This window comes from Runella defluvii (assembly GCF_014195535.1).
In the GTDB taxonomy this organism is placed as follows: Bacteria; Bacteroidota; Bacteroidia; order Cytophagales; family Spirosomataceae; genus Runella; species Runella defluvii.
The window spans coordinates 354,813-371,761 of sequence record NZ_JACIBY010000001.1 but is presented as its reverse complement, the minus strand read 5'-3'; the positions used below and the strand labels follow the sequence as shown (position 1 = coordinate 371,761).

General features: G+C 44.9%; 16 protein-coding genes. 4 read left to right on the top strand and 12 right to left on the bottom strand.

Going from position 1 to position 16,949, the window contains the following annotated elements; all coding sequences use genetic code 11:
• Positions 1-7: 7 nt before the first annotated feature.
• The 6 genes from FHS57_RS01470 to FHS57_RS01445 form a co-directional block, all read right to left on the bottom strand.
• Positions 8-1,045: a sensor histidine kinase gene (locus tag FHS57_RS01470; protein ID WP_221225526.1), complete on the bottom strand. Its 1,038-nt coding sequence runs from the start codon at positions 1,043-1,045 to the stop codon at positions 8-10.
• A gap of 112 nt (positions 1,046-1,157) precedes the next feature.
• Positions 1,158-2,270 (bottom strand): acyltransferase family protein, encoded by a 1,113-nt coding sequence (locus FHS57_RS01465; protein WP_183971083.1) that lies wholly within the window; start codon positions 2,268-2,270, stop codon positions 1,158-1,160.
• Positions 2,267-3,430 (bottom strand): sialidase family protein, encoded by a 1,164-nt coding sequence (locus tag FHS57_RS01460; RefSeq protein ID WP_183971082.1) that lies wholly within the window; start codon positions 3,428-3,430, stop codon positions 2,267-2,269. The genes FHS57_RS01465 and FHS57_RS01460 overlap by 4 nt, the downstream gene beginning before the upstream one ends.
• Before the next feature lie 123 nt (positions 3,431-3,553).
• Positions 3,554-5,095 (bottom strand): hypothetical protein, encoded by a 1,542-nt coding sequence (locus tag FHS57_RS01455; RefSeq protein WP_183971081.1) that lies wholly within the window; start codon positions 5,093-5,095, stop codon positions 3,554-3,556.
• Between the two features lie 112 nt (positions 5,096-5,207).
• On the bottom strand, positions 5,208-5,819 hold the full coding sequence (locus FHS57_RS01450; RefSeq protein WP_183971080.1) for a pseudouridine synthase: 612 nt from the start codon (positions 5,817-5,819) through the stop codon (positions 5,208-5,210).
• A gap of 3 nt (positions 5,820-5,822) precedes the next feature.
• Positions 5,823-6,845 carry an acyl-CoA reductase gene (locus FHS57_RS01445; protein ID WP_183971079.1) on the bottom strand — a complete coding sequence of 341 codons (1,023 nt, stop codon included), beginning with the start codon at positions 6,843-6,845 and terminating at the stop codon, positions 5,823-5,825.
• Positions 6,846-6,977: 132 nt separating this feature from the next.
• Here FHS57_RS01445 and FHS57_RS01440 point away from each other — a divergent pair, with 132 nt between their 5' ends.
• A complete protein-coding gene (locus FHS57_RS01440; RefSeq protein WP_028522014.1) occupies positions 6,978-7,325 on the top strand; it encodes a 4Fe-4S dicluster domain-containing protein in 348 nt (115 codons plus the stop codon).
• 98 nt (positions 7,326-7,423) lie between these two features.
• On the opposite strand, the gene FHS57_RS01435 is transcribed toward FHS57_RS01440, so the two are convergent.
• A complete protein-coding gene (locus FHS57_RS01435; protein WP_183971078.1) occupies positions 7,424-7,906 on the bottom strand; it encodes a hypothetical protein in 483 nt (160 codons plus the stop codon).
• Between the two features lie 134 nt (positions 7,907-8,040).
• On the bottom strand, positions 8,041-10,545 hold the full coding sequence (locus FHS57_RS01430; protein WP_183971077.1) for a cation-translocating P-type ATPase: 2,505 nt from the start codon (positions 10,543-10,545) through the stop codon (positions 8,041-8,043).
• A 121-nt stretch (positions 10,546-10,666) separates the two neighbouring features.
• On the opposite strand from FHS57_RS01430, the gene FHS57_RS01425 reads away from it, so the two are divergent.
• Both FHS57_RS01425 and FHS57_RS01420 read left to right on the top strand, forming a co-directional pair.
• Positions 10,667-12,847 (top strand): penicillin acylase family protein, encoded by a 2,181-nt coding sequence (locus FHS57_RS01425; RefSeq protein WP_183971076.1) that lies wholly within the window; start codon positions 10,667-10,669, stop codon positions 12,845-12,847.
• A 113-nt stretch (positions 12,848-12,960) separates the two neighbouring features.
• A complete protein-coding gene (locus tag FHS57_RS01420) occupies positions 12,961-13,176 on the top strand; it encodes a DUF3820 family protein (RefSeq protein ID WP_183971075.1) in 216 nt (71 codons plus the stop codon).
• 141 nt (positions 13,177-13,317) lie between these two features.
• On the opposite strand, the gene FHS57_RS01415 is transcribed toward FHS57_RS01420, so the two are convergent.
• Both FHS57_RS01415 and FHS57_RS01410 read right to left on the bottom strand, forming a co-directional pair.
• Positions 13,318-14,367, bottom strand: coding sequence for an adenylate/guanylate cyclase domain-containing protein (locus FHS57_RS01415; protein ID WP_229601230.1), 1,050 nt, complete (start codon positions 14,365-14,367; stop codon positions 13,318-13,320).
• Positions 14,364-14,738, bottom strand: coding sequence for a response regulator (locus FHS57_RS01410; protein ID WP_183971074.1), 375 nt, complete (start codon positions 14,736-14,738; stop codon positions 14,364-14,366). Before FHS57_RS01410 ends, FHS57_RS01415 begins: the two co-directional genes overlap by 4 nt.
• Positions 14,739-14,854: 116 nt before the next feature.
• On the opposite strand from FHS57_RS01410, the gene FHS57_RS01405 reads away from it, so the two are divergent.
• The gene (locus tag FHS57_RS01405; RefSeq protein WP_183971073.1) at positions 14,855-16,009 is read left to right on the top strand and encodes an iron-containing alcohol dehydrogenase; all 1,155 of its coding nucleotides are present in this window, start codon (positions 14,855-14,857) and stop codon (positions 16,007-16,009) included.
• Here the strand turns inward: FHS57_RS01405 and FHS57_RS01400 are convergent.
• On the bottom strand, positions 16,006-16,353 hold the full coding sequence (locus tag FHS57_RS01400) for a LytTR family DNA-binding domain-containing protein (protein WP_183971072.1): 348 nt from the start codon (positions 16,351-16,353) through the stop codon (positions 16,006-16,008). The two genes, FHS57_RS01405 and FHS57_RS01400, sit on opposite strands and share 4 nt — an antisense overlap.
• 121 nt (positions 16,354-16,474) lie before the next feature.
• Positions 16,475-16,948: a hypothetical protein gene (locus tag FHS57_RS01395; protein ID WP_183971071.1), complete on the bottom strand. Its 474-nt coding sequence runs from the start codon at positions 16,946-16,948 to the stop codon at positions 16,475-16,477.
• Between the last annotated feature and the right edge of the window lies 1 nt (position 16,949).

Here is a 16,949-nt window from a genome sequence, read left to right as displayed (position 1 = left end):
TAAAAAGCTACAATAGCATTTCAATACTTACGATGGTTCCTTTGGTAGGCAAAGAGTTAACTGCCACATTCATCTCTGCTTCTTGAGCACGGGTTTGAAAATTATAGAGTCCATTACCTCCCTGAAGTGTCGAAGCATCAAATCCCTTTCCATTATCTTGAATAAGCATGTAAAACCGTTGTTTATCAGCCGAAATCTCCACCGTTGCTTTGGTGGCTTCGGCGTGTTTGGCAATATTATTGACCGCTTCCTTAAAAATAAGATAACAGTTTTTTCGCTGTTCCATTGTAAAATGAACCTTCTGAAGATCCGTTTCTACCTCAAAACTCAAGGCAACACCACGACTAGACAATAATGCAAAGGCAAAAGAGCGCATCCGCTCAATTAATTTTTCGTTGGAATCATTTTTGGGGCTGATAGTCCAAACTGTATCCTGCATTAAAGATACCGACTCTTGAGAATTATGAATGATTTTTTCTAGGAGAGGCAGCATGTCAGGCGGTGCTTTTTTTCGTAATACTTCTACAAAAATGGCAATACTACTCAAATTAGACCCTACTTCGTCATGGAGATCGGCGGCAATTTGATTACGGATGTGCTGAATTCTAAGTTTTTGACGAAAATTGTACAAAAAGAAAAGATAGAACCCAACTCCTACCATGAAAAGCAGATAAATACCCACAACAGGCCAAAACCACCATTTTTCCCAAAAAGCTTCTTGTACATTTATTTGTACTGTTATTGGCAGAGATTCAAAAGTCGAGGTTCGAGCTTTCATTTCAAATTGATAGTTCCCTCCCCTAAGCTTTTGAAATTGGGCTACAGGATATGCGCACTGCATCCATTGGTCACTACTGTTTTTTAATCGAAAAAAATAAGTGGCCGAATCAGAATATAGTGGAACTGCTTCAATTTGTAGGTAACTGTCAAGCTTTAAAAATACGGGTTTTGCGGATAATGGTTGTTCTACTCCATTGACAGTTATTCGTCGTAACACAAATTGATGGTTGTGAGCTACGTTTTCCGTGGATAAAAAAATCAGCATGAATATCAATATGGCACGCATAGCTCAACAACTTCATGATACAACGTCCCAAATTTGACATAAATATGGAGTAATGCAAAACAGGATTATACCATTTATTCGTTTATTGACACTACACCTTCACAAAAATCTTGTGACGATACATTACGTACAGCATCAACCATACCAACAACAAGCCACCAAGGGCGTTGAAAACTTCGTGCCATGGCTCGGGGGCATGGCCGTATAGCCCCGCAAACAACAACCGCGAGGTTTCACCAAAACTGATAAAGCGACACGCCAAATAAATCACCAACGAATTCATCCCAATTACTTTGAAGAAAAACGTCCAGCGCGTGTATTTTTTGACGTCGATAATCCAGTAGAAAAGAACCACCATCAAAAAAGCCATTCCGCCCGTTAATAGAATAAACGAACTCGACCACAAGTGTTTGTTGATGGGAAAAAAGGGCGACCACGCTAACCCCGCCACTACCCCAATGACGCCCATCAGACTCAGTTGTTTCAGCTTTTGAGCTACTGAGATAGCACTATTTTGCAAAATATCTCCTGCCAAACACCCAAAAATAGTCAGACAAGTGGCCGACAATTGCGTCGTCATGGCAAGTTCATCGTAGGTTTTTTGTTTGAGGCGGCCAGGCATCAACGTACGGTCGAGCCAGCCCACTAAATTCCCCTCAAATGTTAAATCTCCTGCCTGAAAACCAGGGGCAGGAATGAGCATTAGCACCGAAAAATAAAGGACTAAAATTCCCAAAGCGATGTAGAGCATTTGTGTCCACGTAAAACGCATGTACAACAAAGCCACTAAAAAAGTAGCAATACCAATCCGCCCCAAAACAGTGCCATAGCGAATATGAGCAGGGTCGAAAATATCAACGGGGGCGTTTTTGTCCAAAATCCCCAACACAAACAAAACCAACATTCGCTTGAAGACTTTTTTGGTCAGTTCAGCCTGCGATATGCCTTTGGCCAAACCACTCTTGAGGCTAAACGCCAACGACACCCCCGCCATAAACAGAAACAAGGGAAAAATGAAGTCGTAGAAGGTAAAACCGTTCCAATCGGGATGGTGGAATTGTTCGGCGATGGCGTCGATAAACGACAATCCTGTTTTTCCTCCCAACAAATACAGAAAAGCGCCACCGCCCGAAATCATGAGCATGTCAAAACCACGGAGGGCGTCGAGCGAAGCCAAACGGCTCGGTTGAGTTACTGTGTTCACTGTTTTCTAAATTTTTTAATGCGGTGAAAGGTTAGGTAATTGGCGTCGTGGTTGTTGTGTGCCCCCCCTGCGCCATCGTCGTAGGCCGTGCGCGACAAAAACACAATATGTCTGCCCTCAAAAAGCCAGTCCACGTACTGAAAACCGTGTTTCAAAACATCTGGGTGTTGAAGAACTATTTTGTGTAATTTCCAATGAATCAGGTCTTCCGAACTAAACAAAGCTTGCGTATTGCGAATACTGGCAGGGTTGCGTTTGGGATTGGCGTCTTTGATTTCTTGAGGAATATAATTGGCAAGCGTCCAGTAACGTTTTGATTTTGGGTCAAAACGAATCGTGAATTTTTTACTCCCACCAGGGAAATTGACAAAGTCTTTGGCAGGGTCAAACGTGGCGTTTTTGCCGTCGGCACTGATGTGTACAAACGCGGCCTTCTCCTCTAGCGTACTTTTATCGTCCACCCGTAAAATATCGAGCAATTCTCCTTGTGGGGTCACAACGGCATTGCCCTCTATCCATCCCCCAAAATTCCCACCCAAAAGTGTTGAATCGTATCGTAGCACGTTGCTGTGGCTCCAGCTCGAAGCTTTCATTGGGTCGGCATCCAGTGGCATTGACATCATAAACGCCCCGTACCGTTTTCCCCATTTCTTAATCGGCCCCATGGCATCCTCCATCGCACGCCACAAGCGTCCGTTGTGTTCAATCAGCGGAACGGGCGCGCAGTGGTACTCACCAGGCAATATCAGCCCGTTTTCGCCATCGGTAGGCTCAGTCCACGTGACGCCGTTATCAAGCGACTTTCGGATAATGGTGTTGCCATGGTGCTTGCTTGTTCCTAGAAAGTATAGTTTCCCTTGGTGAACAAAGAGTTTTGACCAAAATTGCCCGTTGATTTTTGAGATTTGAGTCCACGTTTTCCCTTTGTCAGTCGAGCGATAAATGCAAGAAACAGGACGCTCAAACTCGTTGGATTGAGGGCCAAATAAGTCGTGTGAAGCTAAATAGTCGCCATTAGTAAGGCGACAAATACTCGGCGAGCCAATGTACAACCCCGACGAAGCTGGGCTGTACGCAACTTTACTTCCTGGGACTTGGGCTAGGCCCCATTGAACCATACAAACCAGTAAAAACCAGCTTGCAACAAGCGTTTTTCTCATGTCAGACGTAGATTAGAAGGGTGCGCGCTCATAAAAGCAACATTACCTCTACAAATACCTCTGAAATAGTGGTTTCGGCTAGTGGAGGAGTTAAAAAAATATGCTCCCCAGCTAAATAGAAAATTAAGGCTGAACTAAGCGTATAAAAAACATATCTGTCAAGAAACTGGCATTTTTTAGCCTAGTATTACCTATTATAGATTCACCAAGATATTGACCTGTAAGATATATATTTTTATTTTGGCCAATAACCATATTAGTAACTATATCCGTCTCTTTCCCCCCGCCACTTATAACCCATTCAGCAGGATAATTATTAGAATATTTGGCGACAAAAAAGTCAAAGCCTCCCGTTGCAGAAATTATTTTAGGTGCTAATGATTTTATAATTGCATTTCCCTTAAATACCCCAGCCAAATACACCGCCCCATCACCATCAGCAGTAAGCGAAACCCCATTTAGAAATTCTCCTTGCGTTTCAAAGGCCGCAACGACATTTGTTTCCGAGAATCTAGCCAAAAAAATTTGATATGTGTTGAGACTACCTATTAATTTGTATATTCCAAATGCCGCAGCACCTTGAAAACGCCCTGCTACATAAATATCATCTCGATTATTAGCAATCACTCTAACGCCTTCAACATTCCCTCGTAAGTTATTTACATCGCCGTGAGCCTGAAAAACAGACATAAAATCTCCATTAGTAGAATAGCGAGCTAGGTACATATTTTGATTTCCAAGGGTCTCTAAAATTTGATTACCAATCCTGAATTTTCCTACGAAAGACCCCGTAATATAAATTTGGTTTCGTGAACTGATAGCAACACTCGTGCAAAAATCATAGTTAGACCCTTCGCTTCCCCCTTGGCGCGCCCAACGAAACGTCCCATCTGGTGTGTACGAAGCTAAGAAAAAATCATTAACCCCAACAGAAGTTAAGGTGATAGTTCCGAAAGTCGCAGAATCAAAGAATGTACCAACAATATAAATATTATCAGCTTTGTCCAGTTCAATATCATTAATTAACAACGCATTTGCACTATCTATTTTTTTTATCCATAAGGGCACTCCTTCGGATGAAAGTTTAGCTAGGAAGCCTTCTGCTTTTCTGGGCAAAGCCGACAGTATTCCTACTCCAAAATTTACGCTATCTCTAAAAACTCCAGTTGCATATAATTCGCCCGTTGAACTTATACATAGGCTCATGTCAGAGACTCCAAAACCAATATTTGAAGCAATTGATTTTACCCACAGAAGCTTTCCTGTCTTATCATATTTTGCCAAGAAAATAGCAGAAGTATCTGACGCTACAATTGATAAAGAACCAAAAATAGCAGTAAGGTTAAAAATACCTACAACATATAGATTATCATCGGTATCAACAACAATATCTAAACCAACTTCAGAAAGAGCTCCACCACCACTCCAAGCGGTCATTAATGGATTTTTTTCATCAGTGCCTAATGGGATCCATTTTATACCATTATATACACGCAAAACATTAAATGTGGTATCAAAAACAGCATCTCCTTTCGTTGGCAATGCCAATTGATTGATTGCTTCGTACGAATTCTTCGGAAAACTTAAAGTGCTTGGGGTGATAGTCTGAGCAGAAATAACCAACCCATTAACAATAAATAACAAAAGAATAGTAAGAATTTTCATGGTAACAAACGGTATGATTGTACCAATAAATATAGTTTAATTCTAACAGATTTTGCAGTATGGCGAGCGTTTTTTCATATCAGGCTTAAAATTTAAAATATTGACAAACCCCTTACCGCCAATTGTCAATCTTGAGTTGGCGAAAAAACGTTTCTTCCTCCATTTCCCGAACTTGCCCAGGTTGTAAATCTTCCAACGACAGCTCTTCGATGGAGAGCCGAATAAGACGCTGACAACGGTGATTGATGGCCGTCACCATTTTTCGTATTTGGCGAAATTTACCTTCGGTCATCGTAATAAGGAGCCAAGTATGCGGAATTCGCTCGTCAAATTCGTAGCCACTTTGAAACAAATTGGTCGGTTTCTCCACAATTTCTACTTCGCAGGGGGCAGTGACATACAGTTCTTCGGTACCACGAATGCGAATAGCAACCCCCTCGCGGAGGCGTTGAAGGTTTTCTGGACTCACCACTTTATAGACCTGTACCAGATAACTTCGCTTGTGGGTAGTTTCACCTTGAAAGAGTAATCTAGTCACTTTTTTGTTGGTCGTAAGCAGCAACAACCCTTCCGAAATGCCATCGAGCCGCCCAATTGGGTGCGTTCCTTCGGGAAAATCAAACGCCAACTCGTCCAGCTTACGAGCGTCAGCAGGCCCTATAAACTGCGAAAGCATATTATAGGGCTTGTTGAGTACAAAATAGCGATGCGAAGCCTCCGTCATCAGTTAGAGGCTTGTTAAAAATGCCATGGTGTCCACGCCGTCGGCATAGTCAAAAAGCGTAGGAGCTTGGGCTTGTCCCAACGGGAGGCTGTTGGGAAACCAGCCATTTTGCGAAACAATGCACTGAATTTTTTCGGCTTGCTCCGCTAGTTTTTCAGCAAGCTCTTCTGCCGACGTATAAGTTTCGTAAAACAATACTGAAATCGGCGAAACCAACGACGCCGACTGACGCATCATCAAGAAGCCATTGTCAAAATGCGGCTCACGATTCACCAAATACACCGACTTATTGTACTCATAATTATTGAAGTACTTGTGGTGGTTAATGTACGTATTGGCCTTATATTCAATGGTTTCATAAAAAGTATCAAACCGATACCCCTCTGGCACATAGACCTTTGACACGTTGCGACAGCCAAGTCCAAAATACTGAAGGACATCCCGCCCAAAAGCATCGAGTTCTTCGGTCGTTTCAGTACCATTGAGCACACCCACCGACGTCCGATTGCGGCGAATGATGTGGGGTTTCTTTGAAAAATAATACTCAAAATAACGGGCGGTGTTATCGCTACCCGTGGCAATGAAAGCATCGGCGTCGTTGAGGCGTTCGGCTACGGTGATACGTTCGGCCAAAGTAGGGTCGATTTCCTTCAATTGTTGCATCAAAAACAGCATCAATAGGCGGTCGTCCGAACTGAGTTTGGCCAGTAAATGATGCCCACTCAAAAGAACACACAACATATCGTGAAAACCCACGGCGGGAATATTTCCTGCCATCACGACCCCAATCTTTTGCGGCGTCACCACTTCGGCAGTGGCCAAAGCAGGATATGTCTGCAACCACCGCCGAAGCGTAACTTCTTCCAAATAAGCGGAAGCAATGGATTGCAATGATTCGGTCACAAACTCAGGCGTAAACCAGTGGTTTTGTGAATGAGCACGGTACGTTATTTCTTCGATGGCGTTTGTTTTGAGTAATTTTCCTAAGGAAACAAACGGAGCTATGCGTTTTTCGAGATTATTCATTGAACTATTTATAGGAAAAGTACAAATAAAATAAGAAATATATTTTTTGTACCCCAACCGAAACTTTAAATAAGTAAATTTGTTTTTTAATTGCGAATGCAAATATCCCAAAACTAAACGATACTCTGCAATATGGCTATCATGATTACTGACGAATGCATCAACTGTGGTGCATGTGAGCCAGAATGTCCGAATACTGCAATATACGAAGGAGGTGTAGAATGGACCTTCGCGGGAGGAACTGCCCTTGAAGAAATCGACTACGGCGACGGAACCGTTGTCAGTGCAAAAGTAAAGCAAAAACCTGTTTCAGACGAGTTTTACTATATCGTAACCGATAAGTGTACAGAGTGCGTAGGTTTCCACGAAGAACCACAATGCGCCGCTGTATGTCCTGTTGACTGCTGTATTCCAGACCCTGACAACGAAGAAGAGGACGAAACACTTCTTGCGAAAAAAGCTTGGATGCACGGCGAATAGTCGGGCAACGACATTACATTTTGACACCAATATGCAAAAGCCGCTCCGTTCTCGAAGCGGCTTTTTTTGTTCCAACGGCTTGACTAATGATTCATCGACTAGTCTTTATGGTCAATGTTTTCAAGAATTTTAAGCGCTTCTTTTTCGGCTTCTTCGTCTTTGTCGTCAAACGTAATGACGATAAAAAAGTTGGTGCGGCTCTTGAGATCGACGACTCCCGCCAACATCACTCGGTCGCCATCTTTAAAGCCTTCTACATAATAGCCCGCGAAGTCGCCATTTTTGAACGCTTCTTCTTCATCAACTTCTTGTAGCTTGAGCTCTTTGGCAAGCTCAACCGTCGCTTCGTCCATGTCTTCTACCGCAAGTTTCTTTTGGTTCCAGATGTACATGAATAATTCCATGCCATCGCCTTTCATTTCAAATTCGTTGCTGGTATTTTTTACAATTTTAAAGTCGCGCGGAACCGTGATTTCGATGTTATATTGCTCCCAGTAATAGGTCTTATCGACCACGGAAGTAAAGGCAAAAAAAGAGCTGATAACTGCCAACGGAAGCAGCATTCGGAAAATGGTTTTCATACAGGTAAATTAGTTGAGGTTAAATTGGTAAATTAGAGAAAGGTCAAGCCGTGAGTTGAACAAACGAAAGTAAATATATTCTCATTATCAACCAAACAGCCGTTGTCTAAGCCATTGAAGGTACATTTTCTTACTTACCAAAATCGTTTTCTCTTTCCCCATTTAAAGCCTTCAAACCAGCCGACACTGACCAAACCAACCAAGCTAACAAAACCTAACTGGTTCAACGACAACGGCGTAAGTTTGAAAAAATTGGCTAAAACTGGAACATACACCAGCCCCGCCAAAAGCACGATAGTTATCCCAATCACACCCAGCAATAAGTTGTTTTTATACTTAAAACTCTCAATCACTGAGTTAAAGAAAGACCGATTGGCGAGCGTCAAAAAGATGTTTGCAATCACTAGCGTGGCAAACACCATCGTCCGAGTTTGGTCTTCCGAATACCCCTGTCGAACTGAATATTGGTAGATAAACAAAGTTCCCGCCGTAATCATCAGCCCTTGTACAATGCTAATCGACAACTCACGAAGGTTCAGAAAGGTGGTCGTCATCGGGCGGGGAGGTTGGTGCATGCTGCGTTTTTCGAGCGGTTCATTTTCATAAACAATCGAGCAAGTCGGCCCCATGATTAGTTCTAAAAAGATAACGTGAACGGGCGTAAAAATGGCGGGATACACCCAACCTAACACCAGCGGCAACGCCACAGTCAGGATGATTGGAATGTGAATGGAGATAATGTACTGAATCGCTTTTTTAAGATTGTTATAAATTTTTCGCCCTGCCGCTACGGCATCAACCATTTTACCAAAATCATCGTCAATCAGAATCAATGACGAAGCTTGTTTCGCGATTTCCGAACCTCGTTTTCCCATCGCAATCCCAATGTGAGCCGCTTTGAGGGCTGGGCCGTCGTTGACTCCATCTCCCGTCATTCCCACTACCTGTTGTTGGGCTTTCAACGTATTGATAATTTTCAACTTTGCTTCAGGAAACATACGGGTAAACAGCGTCGTTTCGGCAATTTTCTTTTCGGCATCTTCGGGAGAAAGGCGTAGCAACTCCTCTCCCGTCAATGGTGGAGTAGTACTTCTGAAATGCGCCTGTTTGGCGATGGCTTCCGTCGTGAGGGAATTGTCGCCCGTAATGATTTTTAGCTGAATGCCTGCGTCGTAGAACTGCTTAAATACCTTGGCAATATTGGGTTTTGGTGGGTCGTAGAAACCAACCAACCCTAAAAACTCAAACGCCAACTCTTGTTGTTTTTCGGGAAACGTTTTTCCTTCAAAAGAAGCCACGCCTACCCCAAGCATCCGCAGCCCATCGGCGGCAAAAGCCGCGACTTGGCGGTGTACTTTTTCTTTCTCTTCGTCGCTCAACGTAGAATGACGCAGAAGCGCTTCGGGCGCTCCTTTGCAAGCAATAATTCGTTTTCCAGACTGATTTTCAAAGACGTGAGTCATCATCGGCGGCTTCCCCGAAAGTGGATATTCGTGTACCAACCGAAACTCCGAGCGCTCGTCTTTTTCCGTCGATTGGCGATAGGCTTCGTGTAAGGCTTTTTCCATGGGGTCAAAGGGGGCAGGTTCACTTGCCCACATGGCCACTTCAATCAGTCGGCGAGCAGGTGCATTTTGCCACTGATTTTCACCCAAAGCCTCTTCACTTTCGTTGACATACAAACGATGCAAGGCCATTTTATTTTCGGTAATTGTTCCCGTTTTATCGGTACAAATCACCGTGGCCGAGCCCAATGCTTCCACCGTTTGGGTCTGTTTGACGATAATTCCTTGCTGCATGAGCCGCCAAGCCCCAAGCGCCATAAACGTAGCAAATGCCACGGGAATTTCCTCGGGCAACACCGACATTGCAATGGTTAAACCTTTGAGTAAACTGCCTAAAACATCGCGCGATTGAACGTAATTTATTCCCCAAATCAACACGAAAATAACCGCCCCAACCGCCGCCATCCGTTTTACAAATTGGTCGATTTGAAGCTGTAAAGGCGTTTTTTCGGCTTCTATCGTTGCCAAAGACGTACCAATTTTCCCCAACCGCGTATGCTGCCCCACGGCCGTTGTTTCAAACACTCCTTGCCCCGACTGCACCAGTGCTCCCTGAAACACCTGATTATTTTCGGCATTTTGAAGTTCTTTGTGAACCGCAAACGCTTCGCCCGTCAGGATGGACTCATTGACCGAAAAATCGTGGATTTGGAGCAACGTACCATCCGCAGGAATAAGTTCCCCTTCCGATACCACCACCACATCGCCGACCACAATCTCACTCGAAGGAAGCTCTACGACCTCATTGTTTCGAATCACGGCCGTGGAGGCTTGGGTATAGGTTTTTAGGGCTTCGAGGGCTTTTTTACTGCGTGAGTCTTGGTAAAACGAGATGGCCGACACGACCAAAATCGCCCCCAGCATAAAAAAACCTTCGGAGAGTTCATTGAGCGAAAAATAGATGACAGTACAAGCTACCAGCAAAATAAACATCGGCTCCGTAACGGTTTCTTTGAGGGCTTCCCACCAAGCACTATTGGACGTATCTTGAAGGGCATTCGTACCATTTTCTCGCCGCGACTGCTCGACTTGGGCATCGGTAAGACCTTGGAATGGATAAGGATGTGAAGGCATGAGCAAAACGATTTGTGATTTCTTTTTGTGCTTGAAAGAGGAATTGATAAGTTTGCTAAAACTACAAAATATGCGGGATTCCGCACCTGATTTCATCCACAAACTCCTTTTAATAACCCTTATGAAATACCTACTTTTACTTTTCTGCTTACCGCTTTCGCTATTCGCCCAACGTTTTACGAAAGCCGAGATAGCCCGTTATGAGCAGCAAGCCAAGCGCGTGACCATCGTTCGCGACAACTGGGGGATTCCGCACATTTACGGAAAAACCGACGCCGATGCGGTGTTTGGACTCCTCTATGCGCAATGCGAAGACGATTTTAAGCGGGTCGAAATGAACTACATCGAAAAACTAGGCCGTACGGCAGAACTCAAAGGCGAATCGGCGCTGTACAACGACCTCCAAATTAAACTATTGATAGACACCGCAGAAGCCATTTCGGACTACAAAAAAGCCGAACCGTGGCTCAAGAAATTACTTCAAGCGTACGCCGACGGCATTAATTATTATTTGTACAAACACCCTCAAACCAAGCCCGCCCTGCTTCAACGTTTTGAGCCTTGGTTTCAGCTACTTTGGACCGACGGCAGCATTGGAGCCATCAGTACGGCCGATTTGAGCGTGGCAGAGTTAAAGAACTTTTACTCGGGCGAGGTCACGGCGGCCATCGCTCCCCCCAAAGACCCTGAGCACCAAACGGGTTCAAACGGCTTTGCGTTTGGTCCCTCTATCACGGCATCGGGCAACGCCATTTTGTACATCAACCCCCACGTAACGTTTTATTTTCGCCCCGAAGTACAGGTAGTGAGCGACGAGGGACTTCACGCTTACGGGGCAGTTACTTGGGGACAGTTTTTTGTTTATCAAGGATTTAACAAGTATTGCGGTTGGATGCACACTTCTTGTAATGTCGATGTAGCCGATATTTACGCCGAAAAAGTAACCAAAAAAGGAGACGCGTTTTTTTACGAATACAACCAGCAACTCAAACCCATCATCGAAAAGAAAATCACTATTAAGTACTTAGAAAACAACGAATTAAAATCAAAAACATTCACCACCTATTTTACCCACCACGGCCCCGTTATGGCCAAACGCGAAGGGAAATGGGTGAGCTTGCGCTCGTTTAACCGCTCCATGAACAGTCTTGTACAAAGTTGGAAACGTACCAAAGCCAAGGGTTTTGAAGAGTACAAAAAAACGATGGACTTGAAAGGAAACACCTCCAACAACACCGTTTTTGCCGATAACAAAGGCAACATTGCGTACTGGCACGGCAACTACGTACCTATCCGCGACAAATCGTTGAATTGGGCAAAACTGATGGACGGCACCACCCCCACCACCGAATGGAAAGGATTGCACCCCGTGGACGAAACCGTACACATTTACAACCCCACCAACGGCTGGATTCAGAACTGCAATTCTACGCCTTTTACCGTTTCAGGCCCAGCAAGCCCTAAGCGCGAAAACTACCCACCGTACATGGCACCCGACGGAGAGAATTTTCGAGGGGTAAATGCAGTTCGGGTGTTGAGCAACCAAAAAGGATACACGCTAGACAAAGTCATTGAGGCTGGCTACGACACCTACTTGTCGGCCTTTGAGGTACTGGTTCCTGCGTTGGTAACGTCGTTCGAGAAAAATGTAAAACCCAGCGATTCGCTCTATACTTCGCTGGCCGAAGCGGTACAATTGTTGAAAAAATGGGACTACCACGTCGCCGAAAACTCAGTAGCGACCACCCTCGCCATCGAATGGGCCCAAAAACTTACGCCCACGATTACGCGCTTGTACATCGACCAAGGTGAACGCGACCAAGTGGAAAACACCAAGCTTTTTGCCGCCAACGCTACCTTGGCGCAACTTACCACTCCCCTACTCGCTACGTTGGCCGAATTGAAAACAAAGTTTGGAAAATGGCAAATGCCTTGGGGGGAAGTCAATCGTTTTCAGCGCCTTACCAACGACATTCAATCCAAACACGACGACGCCCAGCCTAGTTACCCTGTCAAATACGCATCGGCACTGTGGGGAATGTTGCCGTCGTACAACAGCCGCCCCTACGCAGGCACCAACAAGCGCTACGGCGTGAGTGGCAACAGTTTTATCTGTGCCGTTGAGTTTGGTCCTCGTATCAAAGCAAAATCACTTTTGGCAGGTGGCAACAGCGGCGACCCCGCCTCTAAGCATTTCAGCGACCAAGCCGAAATGTACACCCAAGGAAAATTCAAAGAAGTTTTATTTTACAAAGAAGACGTCCTCAAAAACGCCGAACGAACGTATCATCCTGGACAATAAAAACAACCTTCCCGAAAGTTTTATAACTTTCGGGAAGGTACCCCACTCACAACTCATGGAAGGTTTTTCACTTGTGAAAGGGGTTTCTCAAAACCCCGTATAATTTGTAACTCATGGAAGGTTTCAACCCCAATTTTCTCCAAGATTTAGTAGAAATGAAAATGCCTTTTGGGAAGTACAAAGGAGTGACACTCTGCGACTTGCCAGAGCCTTATTTGGTGTGGTTTCATGCCAAGGGTTTTCCTGCGGGGAAGCTAGGCATGTTGCTTTCTACCCTCTACGAAATCAAAATCAATGGTTTAGAGTACTTGTTGAAGCCGTTGAAATAAATACCTTCCCGAAAGTTTTGAACTTTCGGGAAGATAGCTCAAATACTACGCAATCACTTCATAAATCATCAGCGGGTTGGCTTTGTTTTTGAGTTCAAACCTTCCCGAAAGTTTTGACCTTTCGGGAAGGTGGCCGAAGGACTACGCAATCACTTCATAAATCATCAGCGGGTTGGCTTTGTTTTTGAGCGTCACTTCGCCAATGGGCTTGCATTGAAATGATTCTTTAATGTTATCGTACGCACGTTGGCCAATCACAATTTGACCTGGCTTGGCCGCCGACTGGAAACGTTGAGCTACGTTGACGGTGTCGCCAATCACCGTATAATCCAAACGACGCAAAGACACCGAACCAATATTGCCAGAAATCATTTCGCCAGAATTAATACCAATCGCCACGCGCGGCATAAACGTACTGTGATTCAATAAGTTTTCTTCTATTTCCTCGATATGGGAACGAACCGCTAAGGCTGCCTCAACGGCATGATCGAGGTGATATTCCCCTCGAAAAACCGCCATCACGGCATCGCCCATGAACTTATCAACGTGCCCGCCTTGCGCAATGATTTCTTTCACCATCACGTCAAAGTACTTGTTGATAAGCTTTACCACCGTGTCTGCGTCCACGTTTTCAGTAATGGCCGTAAACCCACAAATGTCGATAAACATGACAGTCGCCTCCACGAGTTCGTTGGCCATCAGCGATGACTCAAACTCTTGACGGTTCATAAAATTCAGCACGTTTTCATCGACGTACATTCGCAGGATGTTGTTTTCCTTGATGGCCTGCAAAGTTTCCCGCAGATGCTGTACGTGTTGAAGCGTTTTTTCGACGGTGACTTCCAAATCGTCAAAATTGACAGGTTTGCAAACAAAGTCAAACGCCCCGCGATTCATGGCCGTACGAATGTTATCCATATCGCTATAGGCCGATACCATCACCACTTTGATGAGCGGGCTCAATTCGTTCACCTTGCTCAACAGCGTCAGTCCGTCCATCACGGGCATATTGATGTCGCTCAACACCAAGTCGATATTTGACTCTTTTTGAATCACTTCTATGGCTTCGGCGCCGTTGGGGGCAAAGTGAAACTCGTAGGAACCCTCCCGAATTTTGCGCCTAAATTTCTGTTTAATAAGCAATTCCAAATCGCTTTCGTCGTCCACGACGAGCATTTTGGCTTTTGTCATAACGATTCAAAGAGTTTTTGTTTCAGACTGGAAAAATCAATGGGTTTGTTCAAGAAATCATCGGCCCCAAACTGCTTCGCTTGGTTGTAGTTTTCTTCGTCGTTATAAGCAGTAATCATCATAATAGTCGGTGGCGACATCGGATGCGTACTACGAATTCGTTTGAGAAGCTCAATACCGCTCATCCCTGGCATGTTAATATCCGACAAAATGAGCACAACTTCTGACAAATGGTCTTTGAGGAAATCGAGGGCTTCTTCTCCCGAATACGCGAAGTTGAAATTCAGTTCACCGCTTCGAATTTCACGCCGAAAGCGCTGTTCAAAAAGGGTTTTTATATCGTGTTCGTCGTCAACAACTAGAATTTTCATAGGGTTGCAGCAGGTTTTGCAGGTGTAATAATACAAAAAATGTTGGAAACTAAAGTAGGGAACCGATAGTTAGGAGAGAAAAGACATAAGGCCATGTCGAATAAATTTTCTGTTGTATGAACAATTTTCAATACCATAATCCCGTGCGCATCCTGTTCGGAAAAGGACAAATGGCGCAACTTCCCAAACAAATTCCTGCTCAAGCCAAAGTGATGCTCACCTACGGCGGAGGAAGTATCTTTAAAAATGGGGTATATGACCAAGTAAAAGCAGCACTCAGTAGCTACACAGTAGTAGAATTTGGCGGTATCGAGGCCAACCCAACCTACGAAACCCTCATGAAAGGGGTTGAGATAGCGCGCCAAGAAGGCATTGATTTTTTGCTTTCGGTAGGTGGAGGTTCGGTACTTGACGGCACCAAATTTATGGCCGCCGCCATTCCTTTTGAAGGCCCCGATGCGTGGCAAATTGTGGCCAACCGTGCCAAATTTACGAAGGCGATTCCCATTGGTGCCGTACTCACACTGCCCGCAACGGGTTCAGAAATGAACTACTACGCGGTTATCAGTCGCCAAGAAACGCAGGAGAAAAAAGGCATGGGCAATCCGCTCGTTTATCCGCAGTTTTCGATACTCGACCCCGAAACCACGTTTTCACTGCCCCCTCGCCAAATTGCCAACGGCATTGCCGATGCGTTTACGCACGTCATGGAACAATACATGACCTACCCCGTCCGCGCCGAAATGCAAGACCGAATGGCTGAAGGTGTGTTGCTCACGCTCATCGACGAAGGTCCTAAAATGTTGGCAAATCCCACCGATTATGATGCCGCAGCCAACATCATGTGGGCCGCGACCATGGCCCTAAATGGCTTACTAGCCGCAGGAGTTCCTACCGACTGGGCTACGCACCAAATCGGCCACGAACTCACAGCCTTGCACGGCATCGACCATGCGCGTACGTTGGCAGTGGTATTGCCTCATTTGTTGGAAATCAAGAAAGAGACCAAACGCGAAAAACTGCTTCAGTACGGCCGTCGAGTGTGGCAATTGACAGGCACGGACGACGAACTAGTGGCGGGCGCTATTCAAAAGACGGCAGATTTCTACGAATCGTTGGGGATTCCTACCAAAGCAAGTGCGTATGCTATTCCAGCTAGTACCGTCACCGAAGTGGTACAGCGTTTTGAAGCACGCGGGATGAACTTTGGCGAGCGAGCCGACATCACACCACAGGTAGTGGGCGAGATTTTGGAGCTTAGTTTGGCCTAGCTTGCCTTATTGACTTTCGCAAATGCCGTAAGAAAATCCATCTGTCGGCGGCGCGAAACAACCTCCACCTCACCATTAGACAAGTGTATTTCTAGCGAAAAATCGATTTGGCAGAAATGCGAAACTTGACTTAAATTAATAAAGCTTCCTCGACTGACCCTAAAAAATTGTTCGCTCGCCGCAAGTCGTTGGGCGACAATTTTTAGGGTTCTTGAGAACAGAAACTTTTTTCCATTGGTATGGATAATTTCGGTATAGTTTCGCACGCTTCGTAACGCAACAATTTCATCGGAAGCAATCCATAACTTATTGGCATGAATAGGAATGAGTAAACCGTGCATCATAATTCAGGTGGAGATTTAGTACTCCTACAATTTCCTAAATCTTTAGCATACTTTACAGCACGACTTTACGAACAAGGCTATTTTCTTTGTGGATGTGAGGGTTTGTTTTGTGAGATTACTATTAAAACTCCATGAGAGTAAAAACAATGGTAGCCGAATAAGACGCAACAGGAGTTAATACCGACAAACCCCTCACTTGGTATTCGATGGGTATATCATTGCGATCGGGGCCTGTTCCTGCAAATAAAGTAGTAGGCATGCTAGTTAATAATGTATAGGTGGGCGTCCCGCTAATCGTACCAATTCCCCCCAAAGTCGTTCCATCACCCGTACGGCGTATCCAAAGTTGCAAATCGGAAGTCCAATTATTGTTTTGTTGCTCTACTTTTACCTCCCAGTTACTTTTCACCGACACCAATGACACCAAGCTTTGGTTAGGACTACTGGTTAGGTATGAACTGTAATTTAAGCCCGCTTCGGTGATAAGTCCTGCCGCCGAGGGATTCCAAGAACCTGTGACCGTAATACTGCTCACTTGTGCCAAACATTTAGACGAAAGCCAGCACATACTTATAATTAATAATGTACGTATCATG

Coding starts and splice junctions, on each gene's coding strand:
- FHS57_RS01470 (WP_221225526.1), bottom strand. CDS start 1,045: ATGCTGATTTTTTTATCCACGGAAAACGTAGCTCACAACCATCAATTT.
- FHS57_RS01460 (WP_183971082.1), bottom strand. CDS start 3,430: ATGAGAAAAACGCTTGTTGCAAGCTGGTTTTTACTGGTTTGTATGGTT.
- FHS57_RS01455 (WP_183971081.1), bottom strand. CDS start 5,095: ATGAAAATTCTTACTATTCTTTTGTTATTTATTGTTAATGGGTTGGTT.
- FHS57_RS01450 (WP_183971080.1), bottom strand. CDS start 5,819: ATGACGGAGGCTTCGCATCGCTATTTTGTACTCAACAAGCCCTATAAT.
- FHS57_RS01445 (WP_183971079.1), bottom strand. CDS start 6,845: ATGAATAATCTCGAAAAACGCATAGCTCCGTTTGTTTCCTTAGGAAAA.
- FHS57_RS01440 (WP_028522014.1), top strand. CDS start 6,978: ATGGCTATCATGATTACTGACGAATGCATCAACTGTGGTGCATGTGAG.
- FHS57_RS01435 (WP_183971078.1), bottom strand. CDS start 7,906: ATGAAAACCATTTTCCGAATGCTGCTTCCGTTGGCAGTTATCAGCTCT.
- FHS57_RS01430 (WP_183971077.1), bottom strand. CDS start 10,545: ATGCCTTCACATCCTTATCCATTCCAAGGTCTTACCGATGCCCAAGTC.
- FHS57_RS01425 (WP_183971076.1), top strand. CDS start 10,667: ATGAAATACCTACTTTTACTTTTCTGCTTACCGCTTTCGCTATTCGCC.
- FHS57_RS01420 (WP_183971075.1), top strand. CDS start 12,961: ATGGAAGGTTTCAACCCCAATTTTCTCCAAGATTTAGTAGAAATGAAA.
- FHS57_RS01415 (WP_229601230.1), bottom strand. CDS start 14,367: ATGACAAAAGCCAAAATGCTCGTCGTGGACGACGAAAGCGATTTGGAA.
- FHS57_RS01410 (WP_183971074.1), bottom strand. CDS start 14,738: ATGAAAATTCTAGTTGTTGACGACGAACACGATATAAAAACCCTTTTT.
- FHS57_RS01405 (WP_183971073.1), top strand. CDS start 14,855: ATGAACAATTTTCAATACCATAATCCCGTGCGCATCCTGTTCGGAAAA.
- FHS57_RS01400 (WP_183971072.1), bottom strand. CDS start 16,353: ATGATGCACGGTTTACTCATTCCTATTCATGCCAATAAGTTATGGATT.
- FHS57_RS01395 (WP_183971071.1), bottom strand. CDS start 16,948: ATGATACGTACATTATTAATTATAAGTATGTGCTGGCTTTCGTCTAAA.